The sequence below is a fragment of the Sphingobium sp. PNB genome (assembly GCF_019873065.1).
GTDB lineage: Bacteria > Pseudomonadota > Alphaproteobacteria > Sphingomonadales > Sphingomonadaceae > Sphingobium > Sphingobium fuliginis.
This window is the reverse complement of the sequence record NZ_JAINEZ010000125.1, coordinates 1-11,261: the sequence shown is the minus strand read 5'-3', so window position 1 is coordinate 11,261 and position 11,261 is coordinate 1. Positions and strand designations below refer to the sequence as shown.

Annotated in this window: 12 protein-coding genes; 3 read left to right on the top strand and 9 right to left on the bottom strand. The window is 66.1% G+C overall.

What is annotated here, in order from left to right; genetic code table 11:
* On the top strand, positions 1–541 hold a 541-nt coding region (locus K7W03_RS25010), incomplete at its 5' end, for a response regulator (protein WP_222887611.1).
* 116 nt (positions 542–657) lie between these two features.
* Positions 658–1,437: a phytanoyl-CoA dioxygenase family protein gene (locus K7W03_RS25005; RefSeq protein ID WP_158230070.1), complete on the top strand. Its 780-nt coding sequence runs from the start codon at positions 658–660 to the stop codon at positions 1,435–1,437.
* Positions 1,438–1,465: 28 nt separating this feature from the next.
* Here the strand turns inward: K7W03_RS25005 and K7W03_RS25000 are convergent, their stop codons facing one another.
* The 8 genes from K7W03_RS25000 to pedF form a co-directional block, all read right to left on the bottom strand.
* Positions 1,466–1,627, bottom strand: coding sequence for a hypothetical protein (locus tag K7W03_RS25000; RefSeq protein ID WP_162195987.1), 162 nt, complete (start codon positions 1,625–1,627; stop codon positions 1,466–1,468).
* 132 nt (positions 1,628–1,759) lie between these two features.
* A complete protein-coding gene (gene katG, locus K7W03_RS24995; protein ID WP_025551352.1) occupies positions 1,760–3,982 on the bottom strand; it encodes a catalase/peroxidase HPI in 2,223 nt (740 codons plus the stop codon).
* Positions 3,983–4,144: 162 nt separating this feature from the next.
* The gene (locus K7W03_RS24990; protein ID WP_025551354.1) at positions 4,145–4,609 is read right to left on the bottom strand and encodes an aminoacyl-tRNA deacylase; all 465 of its coding nucleotides are present in this window, start codon (positions 4,607–4,609) and stop codon (positions 4,145–4,147) included.
* A 178-nt stretch (positions 4,610–4,787) separates the two neighbouring features.
* Positions 4,788–5,321, bottom strand: a complete 534-nt coding sequence (locus K7W03_RS24985) for a GNAT family N-acetyltransferase (protein ID WP_025551356.1) — start codon at positions 5,319–5,321, stop codon at positions 4,788–4,790.
* Between the two features lie 100 nt (positions 5,322–5,421).
* Positions 5,422–6,198: a response regulator gene (locus K7W03_RS24980; RefSeq protein ID WP_025551358.1), complete on the bottom strand. Its 777-nt coding sequence runs from the start codon at positions 6,196–6,198 to the stop codon at positions 5,422–5,424.
* A 13-nt stretch (positions 6,199–6,211) separates the two neighbouring features.
* Entirely contained in the window at positions 6,212–7,954 is a 1,743-nt protein-coding gene (locus tag K7W03_RS24975) for a methanol/ethanol family PQQ-dependent dehydrogenase (RefSeq protein ID WP_044661020.1), read from the bottom strand.
* Between the two features lie 142 nt (positions 7,955–8,096).
* Complete coding sequence (locus tag K7W03_RS24970) at positions 8,097–8,954, bottom strand: substrate-binding periplasmic protein (protein WP_025551360.1); 858 nt, start codon at positions 8,952–8,954, stop codon at positions 8,097–8,099.
* A gap of 5 nt (positions 8,955–8,959) precedes the next feature.
* Entirely contained in the window at positions 8,960–9,385 is a 426-nt protein-coding gene (gene pedF, locus K7W03_RS24965) for a cytochrome c-550 PedF (RefSeq protein WP_025551362.1), read from the bottom strand.
* 168 nt (positions 9,386–9,553) lie between these two features.
* On the opposite strand from pedF, the gene K7W03_RS24960 reads away from it, so the two are divergent.
* Positions 9,554–10,525 (top strand): PQQ-dependent catabolism-associated beta-propeller protein, encoded by a 972-nt coding sequence (locus K7W03_RS24960; protein WP_222887610.1) that lies wholly within the window; start codon positions 9,554–9,556, stop codon positions 10,523–10,525.
* A 223-nt stretch (positions 10,526–10,748) separates the two neighbouring features.
* Here K7W03_RS24960 and rpoZ read toward each other — a convergent pair whose 3' ends face one another.
* The gene (gene rpoZ / locus K7W03_RS24955; RefSeq protein ID WP_007688625.1) at positions 10,749–11,093 is read right to left on the bottom strand and encodes a DNA-directed RNA polymerase subunit omega; all 345 of its coding nucleotides are present in this window, start codon (positions 11,091–11,093) and stop codon (positions 10,749–10,751) included.
* Positions 11,094–11,261 lie beyond the last annotated feature (168 nt).

The following is an 11,261-nucleotide window of genomic DNA, read 5'->3' as shown; positions in this document are numbered from 1 at the left end:
CGGCAAGGGGCTGGGCCTCGCCATCGTCCGCCGGGCGAGCGACATGCTGCGCCATGAAGTGACGCTGGAATCGGTGCCGGGGCAGGGCGCGACCTTCTCCATCCGCGTGCCGCAGGGCGAGGCGGTGGTGGAAGAGGGCGATGGGGGCAGCGCGCCGCGCAGCGACCGGTCGATGCGCGGGCTGAAGGTGCTGGTGGTCGACAATGAGCGGGCGATCCAGACCGGCATGTCGACCCTGCTGGGCGGATGGGGCTGTACCGTGGCGACGGCCGGGGGATTCGCGGAGGCGGTCGCCGCCTTTTCGGAAGGCGAGGCGCCCGATGTCATCCTGGTCGACTATCATCTGAACGACGGCGAGACAGGGGATGCCGTGATCGAGCGGTTGCACGGCCATTTCGGGCGGGCGGTGCCGTCGGTGATGATCTCCGCCGACCGGGGCGAGGCGCTGAAGGCCCGGATGGACGGCTGGGGCATTCCGCTGCTGGGCAAGCCGGTGAAGCCTGCGCAACTGCGCGCCTTGCTGCGCACGATGTTGAAATAGGCGGTTGTTTCTGTCGGGGCTGAAAGTCGATCCGGTCGGATGCTTTAGGTGTTCCCACTGATCGCCCGTCCTTGCCATCGGTGATAGGCTGAATCCCCCACATCATGGAGCGGGCTATGAGCGCTTTCGACGTCGCGACGGCTCGATCCTCACTGATCCGGGATGGGTTCACCGTGATCAGGGACGCCTTTTCCGCCCGTTCCGTGGAGGAGATCGTCGAAATCCACCGCTTGCTGGTCGCGGCGCTCGATGATCCTGTCCGTCCCGGCGACCGTTTCCGGATGGACATGGGGCGCGGGCTGGCGGGCGCCGGCCCTGCGCGGCTCAGCCAGCATGAGATACGCTATGCCTCCAACCTGGCGCCGCGCCTGATGGCGACCGAGGTGTTCGTGCGGAGCCAGCGGCTGGTCGATGCCATTGCGGGGCCGATGCACTTCGCCTTCGACCATATCATCTTCAAGCCCGGGCATTCCGCCACGACCACGCCATGGCATCAGGACATCGCCTATCGGAAGCTGGGCGGCGGGGCGCATGCCGGGGGCCTTGCCCGGCTCCACCTGTGGATTCCGCTTCAGGACACCAGCCTTGAGCAAGGTTGCATGGAGTTCGTCCCCGGCAGCCATCGCGCCGGGGTCATGCCGCATCGGCCCTTTACGCGCATATCGGGCACTTTGGGCCGGGAGGCGGCGGTTCCGCAAGCCGGCGAGCGGGTCGCATGCCCGATCGAGGCGGGTGGGCTGACCATCCATACGCCGCTTACCCTGCATTATACCGGCGCCAACCTTACGCCCAGGGCGCGGGGAGCCTGGATCATCCAGTTCAGCCGCTTCGGCCGGATGGAACGCGCGATCAAGCGCGGGCTGGGGATCGCGCCGCGCACCGTCCTGGCGGAATAGCATGGCGCAGGAGCAAGCGCCGGGGCGATCACCAGTGGCGCGGTTGCAGATGGCGTCTTTCCATTTCGTCCAGCACGGCCTGCTCGAACCCGGACGGGTTCTTCGGGTCGCCCATCCTGCGGCGGATGGCGGCCAGTTCCTTGTCCGTGAGGGCCGCTGCCTCGGCAGCATCCTTCAGATGATCATGCACGGCGAGTCTCCGCATCATGGCGGCGGCACTGTCGCATGAAAAGCGGGCAAGCTCAATTCAGCGAAAGGCTTAGCGTCGACCCCATGCAGGGCGCCGTGGAAAGGGCCGCCCCCGAAGGAGCGGCCCGACCCCTTATGCCGCCAGGTCGAAACGGTCGGCGTTCATCACCTTGGTCCAGGCGGCGACGAAGTCGTTCACGAACTTGTCGCCCGCGTCGGCGGAGGCATAGACTTCCGACAGGGCGCGCAGTTGCGCGTTCGATCCGAACACCAGGTCGACCCGCGTGCCGGTCCATTTCTGTTCATTGGACTTGCGGCAGGTGCCGGTGAAGATGTCCTTGTGACCCTCCACCTCCTTCCACGCCGTGCCCATGTCGAGCAGGTTGACGAAGAAGTCGTTGCTGAGCGTCCCCGGACGGTCGGTGAACACGCCATGGCCGGACCCGCCATGATTGGCGCCCAGCACCCGCAGCCCGCCGACCAGCACCGTCATTTCCGGGGCGCTGAGGGTCAGCAACTGGGCGCGGTCGATCAGCAGTTCCTCGACCGGCACGCTGAACGGCACGGGCAGATAGTTGCGGAAGCCGTCGACCTTCGGCTCCAGCACCTCGAAATTCTGCACATCCGTCTGTTCCTGCGAGGCGTCGGCGCGGCCGGGGGTGAAGGGCACCTCGATGCTGCGCCCGCCATCCGCCGCCGCCTTCTCGATCGCGGCCGATCCGCCCAGCACGATCAGGTCGGCGAGCGAAATCTTCTTCGCGCCCGCACTGTCGAACTCGGCCTTGATCTTCTCCAGTACGGAGAGGACGCGGGAAAGCTGTTCGGGCTGGTTCACGTCCCAGTCCTTTTGCGGAGCCAGCCGGATGCGCCCGCCATTGGCGCCGCCGCGATGGTCCGACCCGCGATAGGTGGAGGCCGACGCCCAGGCGGTCGTCACCAGTTCCGCGACGCTGAGGCCGGACGCCAATATCTTCTGCTTGAGCGCGGCGATGTCCGAAGCGTCGACCAGTGGATGGTCGACCGCCGGAATCGGGTCCTGCCAGATCAGGTCTTCGGCGGGGACTTCGGGGCCGAGATAGCGGGCCTTCGGTCCCATGTCGCGATGGCACAGCTTGAACCAGGCGCGGGCGAAGGCATCCTCGAACGCGGCGGGATCGTTGCGGAACCGCTCGGAGATTTTCCGATATTCCGGGTCCATCTTGAACGCCATGTCGGCCGTGGTCATCATCGTCGGCACGCGCCTGTCGGGGCTGTGCGCGCCGGGGGCCAGGTCTTCGGGCTTCTGGTTCACCGGCTGCCACTGCTTGGCGCCCGCCGGGCTCCGCACCAGCTCATATTCATAGTCGAGCAGCATGTGGAAGAAGCTGTGGTCCCAGGCCCGGGGCGTCGGCGTCCACGCGCCTTCGATGCCGCTGGTGATGGTGTGATCGCCCACGCCGCTTTCATAGCCGCTCTGCCAGCCAAGGCCCTGCTGCGCGATGTCGGCGCCTTCGGGTTCCTTGCCGACCTTCGATGCATCGCCCGCGCCATGGGCCTTGCCGAAGGTGTGGCCGCCGGCGGTGAGCGCGACGGTCTCCTCATCGTTCATGCCCATGCGCAGGAAGGTTTCGCGAATGTCGCGGGCCGATTGCAGCGGGTCGGGGTTGCCGCCCGGCCCCTCCGGATTGACGTAGATGAGGCCCATCTGGATCGCGGCCAGCGGGCTTTCGAGGACCATGTTCTTTTCCGGCTGGATGCGGGTTTCATTGCCCTCCTGGCCGACCCAGAACTCCTCCGTGCCCCAATAAACGTCCTTTTCCGGCTCGAACACGTCGGCGCGGCCGCCGCCGAAGCCGAAGACCGGGCCGCCCATCGATTCAATGGCGACATTGCCGGCCAGGATCATGAGGTCCGCCCAGCTCAGCTTCTGGCCATATTTCTGCTTGACCGGCCACAGCAGGCGGCGGGCCTTGTCGAGATTGGCGTTGTCCGGCCAGCTGTTGAGCGGGGCGAAGCGCTGCGAGCCGGAGGAGGCGCCGCCGCGCCCGTCGCCGGTGCGGTAGGTGCCCGCCGAGTGCCAGGCCATGCGGATGAAGAAGGGGCCGTAATGGCCATAGTCCGCCGGCCACCAGGGCTGGCTGTCGGTCATGAGGGCCGTCAGGTCCTTCTTCACCGCGTCATAGTCCAGCGACTTGAAGGCGGCCGCATAATCGAAATCGTCGCCCAGCGGATTGCCGGACAGGCCGTTCTGCTGAAGGATGTCGAGCGAGAGCTGGTTCGGCCACCAGTCGCGGTTGGTGCGCCCCAGCAGGGATCGCAGCGCCGCAGGCTCCTTCACGGGGCAGGCCAGCGGATCATTGCTCGTCTTTGCGTCCATTGCACGATTCCTTTCAGCTTCTCCGGGACCGGATTCTAGGCCATGCCCCGCGAAGGGGGAACTGCGAAGGCCATGTTATTTTTCCGATAACAGTGTGGAATTTATTAGATGAAAGGGGACCATGACTCCCCTCCCGCCGCGGGAGGGGGCACCCCTTCCTCTCTAAATACTGAACGCGAAATGCCCGGAGCCCTTTTGCAGCCGCCGCCAGTTTTCCGCATTCATATGAACGAGGGTGTGATGGTCGCCGCCCTCGAACCAGACATCCTGATCCATCAGCATGTCGTCGTCGATGATCGTCTTCAGCCCATAGGCCGCGCCGACCGGCGGAAGCGCGCCCAGTTCGCAGTCGGGGAACAGCGCCGCGGTCGTATGTTCCTCCGCCAGCGAGACGTCGCGGGCCAGCCATTGCTGCAGGAAGTTGAAGCTGACATGCTTGGAGGAGGGCAGGACGGCCAGCAGATATTCGTCGCCGGCCTGCACCAGCACCGCTTTCGCCACCTGCCGGCCGGGGACATGCGCCGCCTGCGCCGCCCGCGCCATCTCCGCCGAGGGTTCATGCGGCCATTCGTCGAAGCTGGTGCCGCAGCGGTCCATATAGCCGCGCAATCTTTGGGAAATCGCCATGACATCCTCCATCGGCCTGTGCCCGCGGACATGGGTCAGGGGGGCGTCGTGCGCGGTGCCGGGAACGGGTGCCGGCACAAGGGCGGGCGGCGGGTCTGGCCAATGCCGTCGATAGGATCAGGAATAGCAGATTTGCGGCCGATAACCAATCGCCCCGGCTGCCCCCTCCGCCGCGCGGTTACGGCCGGGCGGCGTCGGGCGCGGTGGCATTGCCGCCGCCCAGCGCGATCTGCATGTAGACGGTGTCGAGCCAGCGGCCCGCCTTCCAGCCCATGCCGGTGAGGCGGCCCACCTGCCGGAAGCCGCAGGCGGCGTGGAGCGCGACCGAAGCGGGTTCGCCGCCGCCGATCACCGCCACCATCTGGCGGAAGCCGAAAGCCCCGGCCGCGTCCAGCAGGGCATCGAGCAGCGCCCGGCCGATGCCGCCGCCGCGCCGGTCCTGCGCCACATAGATGCTGTTTTCGCACGCAAAGGCATAAGCGGGCCGGTCGCGGAACTGCGTCGCATAGCAATAGCCGACCACCTCCGCCCCGTCGCACGCCGCGAGGAAGGGCCAGCCCCGGCCGGTCACGCGCTCGATCCTGGCCACTGTCTCCGCAACGGACGGCGGCACGAGCTCGTAGCTGGCGGTGCCGTGCAGGACATGGTGCGCATAGATGGCGGCGATGGCGGCCGCATCCCCGACCGTCGCCTTCCGGACCGTGACGCTCATTGCCCTGTCGCCTCCACCATTTCGCCATCCTGCCCGACGCCGGGCGGCGACACAACCGGCCACCGGCTGGAGAAGAAGGGAAGAAATCGGGGAAAAGGGCTCAATCGGCGCGGAAATGCACCTGATTGGCCTTGATCACCGCCTGGGTGCGGCTGAGCACGCCCAGCTTCTGGAGGATGGCGGAGACATGCGCCTTGATCGTGGTCATCGACACGCCCAGATCGTGCGCGATCTGCTTGTTCAGCCGCCCGCGCACCAGATGCGCCAGCACCGTCTTCTGCTGCGGCGTCAGGCTGTCGATGCGGCGGGCGATCTCATCCTCCTCCGCCGTGGGCGCGACATTCTCTCCCATGGCCTCCGGCAGATAGATTTCGCCCGACACCACCCGATGGAGCGCATCGACGATGGCGCTGCGCTTCAGCGATTTGGGAATGAAGCCCGCCGCGCCGGCGGCCAGCGCCTCCTGCACGATGGCGCGGTCGAAGGCGCCCGACACCATCACCACCGGCAGGATCGGGAAACGGTCCCGCAGCAGTTTCAGGCCGTCCAGGCGGCGGACGTCGGGAATGTTGAGGTCGAGCAGGATGAGGTCGAAATTATCCTGCTTCTCCAGCAGCGAGACGGCCTCGTCCATGCTTGCCGCCTCGAAGATGTCGCAATTGTCGAAGCTGATCGCGATCACGCTGCGCAGCCCGTCGCGCACGAGGGGGTGATCGTCGACGATCAGCACCCGCTCCATGATTGCCTCGCCACCCATATACTGGCCCACCCCTCGACCCGGATCATCGGACAAGTCATGGGCCGTGGCAAGCCGCATCGCGCCGGGCGGAACCGCCGGAATGGAGTGCATGTGGTTGCCGCGTCCCATGACGATCATCGTTCTTGTCCTCTTATCTGGGCAGCTTGAACACCCAGAGCGCGCCGCCCTGGTTTATGTCCTTGAAGCTCTTGGCGACTTCGCCGCCCCAGAGCGGCACCGCGCCGCCCCAGCCGGACATCACCGCCACATATTGCTCGCCATCCTGTTCCCAGGTGACGGGGCTGCCCACCACGCCGGAGCCGGTCTGGAACTTCCACAATTCCTGGCCCGTCTTCGCGTCGAAGGCTTTCAGATACCCCTCCGGCGTGCCGGTGAAGACCAGGTTGCCCGCCGTCGAGAGCACCCCGCCCCAGAGCGGCGCCTTGTTCTTATATTCCCAGACGATCTTGCCGGTCTTGGGGTCCATGGCGCGCAGCGCGCCGATATGATCCTCGGCAATGGGCTTAATGGTGAAGCCGGCGCCCAGATAGGCCGCGCCCTTCTTGTAGGCGATGGGCTCGTTCCAGATGTCCATGCCCCAGTCGTTGGACGGAATGTAGAAGAGGCCGGTGTCCTGGCTGTAGGCCATGGGCATCCAGTTCTTTCCCCCCAGGAAGCTGGGGCTGGCGAAGACCGACTGGCCCTTGGCCGCTTCGCCCGGCGCGCCGGGACGGTTGGCGTCGTTATAGTTCGGACGGCCATTTTTGTTGAAGCCATTGGCCCAGGTCGTCTGCGCGACGAACTTGTTGGCGCTGATGAACTTGCCGTTGGTGCGGTCCAGAACGAAGAAATAGCCGTTGCGGTCGGCCTTCGCGCCCAGCTTCATCGGCTTGCCGTTGATCGTGGCGTCGAAGGGGATGAATTCGTTGACGCCGTCGAAGTCCCAGCCATCATGCGGGGTCGTCTGGAAATGCCATTTGATGACGCCGGTGTCGGGGTCGATGGCCAGCGTGGAACTGGTGTAGAGATTGTCGCCGGGGCGCAGATGGCTGTTCCAGGGCGCGGGGTTGCCGGTGCCGAAGAAGAGCAGGTTGGTTTCCGGATCATAGGTGCCGCCCAGCCAGGTCGCGCCGCCGCCGGTCTTCCACAGGTCGCCCTGCCAACTGGCGTTGGTCTTGCCGGTGATGCCGTTATCCTTGCCGTTGAGGGTGCCCATATTGCCCTCGATCGTCGGGCGGCGCCAGATCAGTTCGCCGGTGTTGACGTCGCGGGCCTCCACTGCGCCGGTGATGCCGAATTCGCCGCCGGAGTTGCCGTAGATCACCTTGCCCTTGACGATCATCGGCGCGGCGGTGGCGGAATAGCCCGCCTGATAATCGGCGGTCTGCTTGTTCCAGATGACCTTGCCGGTGTGGCGGTTGAGCGCGACCATGTGCGCGTCCAGCGTGGCGAAGATGATCTTGTCGCCATAGATCGCCGCGCCCCGGTTCACCACGTCGCAACAGGGCATGATCGCTTCGGGCAGGCGGGCGTCATATTGCCACTTTTCCTCGCCGGTGCGCGCATCGAAGGCGAAGAGGCGCGAATAGCTGCCGGTGACGTAGATGGTGCCGTCATAGACGATCGGCTGCGCTTCCTGCCCGCGCTGCTTTTCCCCGCCGAGCGAGGAGGCGAAGGCGGGGACCAGCTTCGCGACGTTGGAGGCGTTGATCGCCTTCAGCGGGCTGAAGCGCTGCGCCTGCGGACCCATGCCATAGGTCAGGACGTCGCCGGGCGTCGCCGCGTCGTTCATCAGGTCCGCATCGGTGGGGCCTTCGGCCAGCAATGGCGCGGCGGCAATCGCCAGGCCCAGGATCGCGGCGCCGGACAGGGCTCGCGTCAAACGTCCTTTCATTCCATCCTCCCTCTGTTGAAAGGGCGTGCTCCGCGCCCCCGACTGTTTCAGATTATTGCACCCGTTGTGCGCAGCAATTGGACCTTGGGTCGGTCCTTCCGTCTTTGGCTCCTTCCCCTCCAGAGGAGGGAAAGGGCAGGGTTCATCCTGCCGCCAGCGCGGGCGTCCACTGCACGCCATAGGTGGCGAACAGCGCCTTCATCTCGCCGCTTGCGGCCATGGCGGCGACAATCTCCTCCACCGCATCGCCCAATGTGCGGCTGTTTTCCTTGACCGCCATGCCGATGTCCCAGCCGGGCGAGGTGAAGGCGGGCAGCGGCCCCTTGCGCAGGGTGAGGCCCTTCGCGCCGCGGTGCAGCCCTTCCTCGATCTGGGCGCGGCTGGCGAGCACGGCGTCCGCCTTGCCCGCCGCCACCGCCGCGACCGCGTCGGAGCCGCTGGGATAATGCGCCACATCCTTCGCCAATATGCCGCCGAAGGAGCCGATCAGGTAGAAATCGGGGATGGAGTCGAGTTCGGCCGCCAGCCTGTGCCCGCGCCAGCCGGTGGGCGGCGCTTCCAGATCGATGGCGTTTTGCGTACCCGCAAAACGGAAGCTTTCGCGATAATAGGGCGCGATGATCGCCACCTGGTCGTTGCGGGCGGCGAAGGTCCGGTCGAAGGGGACGTGCAACATCAGGTCGCCCGGCGCGAAGCCCAGCAGCCCGCCCTTCCACACGCCATGGCGCAGATCGTCGTCGGCGCTTTCATCCGCTACGAGCTGGGCGAGGTCGGCGCGCACGCCCAGTTTCCCGGCAATGGCGCTCGCCAGGTCGGCGTCGAGGCCGACCAGTTTCCCGCCCTCCTCCCAGGACCAGGGGCGGTTGTCCTTGTAGACCACCACGCGCAGCACGCCCAGTTCCTTGACCTTGCCCAGCGGCGCGGCGTGGGTCATGCCGGGGCAAAGCCCCAGCGCCATCGCCGCGCCCGCTCCGCCGATCAGGCCACGCCGGCTGAGCATGGCCTTTAGCCCTGGAACTTGGTTTCGAGCCAGGCGCGGATCGCCCAGCCGGCCTTCTGGCCCAGCACGTCGCCGAAGGGCGGCATATAGACCTTCCCATCATGGCTGGAGCCGTGGCGGAAGCGTTCGACGAACCACTGGTCGCCCGATTCGCCCTGTTCGAGATAGCGCAGGTCGGGCGCGATGCCGCCGCTTTCCGCGTCGAGCCCATGGCAGCGGGCGCAATTCTGGCCATAGGCGGACTGGCCGATCTCTATCGCCTTGGCATTGCCGCTATAGGGGTTTTTCGCAAGCCATTCCTCGCCAATGTCCGGCAGGGCGGAGGTGTCGACGGCCTGTGGCGTCACATTGCCGTGCGCCATCAGGCCGGTTGCCGTGGTCGCGCCCAATATGGCGATGGCGCCCAGCAGCGAAATGCGTCCCAGATTCATGCTCGAAATCCTCACCCGAATTGATTGGGGCGAGTGTAGGGCAGCGCGCTTTGCGTCCCTATTGGCCGTTGGTACAATCCCGGTGACGCTGTGCGCGCTATAGAGCCATAAGCGCTTATGCGCAGGAACATGACGCATAACGAGGCACGGCGGAGAGGATCGGGGCATATGAAGCGCATCATTCTGGCGGGGTTGATGCTGGTTCCGATGAGCGCGCAGCCAGTGAGCGCGTGGGCGGAGACGCTCTATGTCTCCAACGAGCGGGGCAACAGCGTCACCGTGATCGATGCGGCCAGCGCGAAGGTGATCGCGACCTGGGCGGTCGGCGGCCGGCCACGGGGGATCACCGTGTCGAAGGACGGCAGATATATCTATCTCTGCGCATCGACAGATCATGCGGTGCAGGTGATCGAGCGGGCGACGGGGAAGGTCGTGGCGGAGCTGCCGTCCGGGGAGGACCCGGAGCAATTCTTCCTCTCGCGCGATGGCGGGACGCTGTTCGTCGCCAATGAGGACAATGCTGCGCTGACCGCCATCGACCTGGCGAACCGGACCGTCGCCTTCCAGGTCGACGTCGGCGGCGAGCCCGAGGGCGTGGCGCAAAGCCCGGACGGCCGGTGGGTCGCGGTGACTTCGGAGGAGGAGAATGTCGTCAACTGGGTCGATGTGGCGAAGAAGGAGATGATCGACGCGACGCCCGTCGACCTGCGCCCGCGGCATGTGGAGTTCACGGGCGATGGCGCGCAGCTGTGGGTCGCGGCGGAGGTGGGCGGGACGGTGCAGATCCTCGATACGGCCTCCCGCAAGGTGGTGGAGACCCTGCATTTCGCCATTCCGGGCGTGGCGGAGCATCGCATATTGCCCTGCGGCATCCGTTTCACGCCGGACGGCCGGACGGCGGTGGTGGCGTTGGGGCGGGCGGATCATGTCGCGCTGGTCGACGTGGCGAGCCGCAAGGTGCGCGCCTATGTTCCCGTGGGCAAGCGGGTGTGGCATGTCGCGGTCAGCGGCGACGGGGCGCGGGCCTATGCGGCCAATGGCCTTTCGGACAATGTGAGCGTGATCGATCTGGCCAGGGGCGAGGTCACGGGAACGATCCCGGTGGGGGCGGCGCCGTGGGGGATCGTGGCGGTTCCCTGAAATGGCGGCTGCGCCGGCATTCGGAGGAGAGTTTTGGCCCATTAGAGGCTGATCGCACAAGGCAGTCCCGGGAAGCGGCGCTGAGCCACTGCCTTCGCAGGAGCCATACCGACCCGTGGCGACAATTGGCCAAGCACGCCATGCCCAGCTGCATCCAAAACGGTGAGGCCCGGTCCTGCTTGCGCAGGCCGGGCCTCATTCCCTCTCCAAACTGGTGACTGGATCAGCCGTCGTAGTCGCCGCCGATATTCTGGTTGCGCGGCGGGGCGGCGGCGGTCAGGCGCAGGGCCTCCGCCGACTGGGCGATCGAGCCGATTTCGTCCGGCGTGTCGTCGTCATCGATCTGCACCTTCTGCAGCGAGGCGACGAGCGAATCATGCAGATCCACCGGCAGGACGGTCTCTTCCGCGATCTCGCGCAGGGCGACGACGGGATTTTTATCGCGATCACGGTCCAGAGTCAGCTCGGCGCCGCCCGAAATCTCACGGGCGCGCTGCGCGGCAAGCAGGACGAGGTCAAAACGGTTGGTAACCTTGTCGACGCAATCTTCGACGGTAACGCGGGCCAAACGGGCGCTCCTGAACCAAGAGAAATGGTGAAATGCGCGCCTAACAGCGCAGGCCTTAAGAGTCAATGAAAAGCCCATAAACTGTGGCCAGCCGCCCCGAATGCGGGCATGAACGGAATATGGCGAGCATCCAGCAGGCAGGGCCGGGTGATGGCGGGTGGGAGGGCG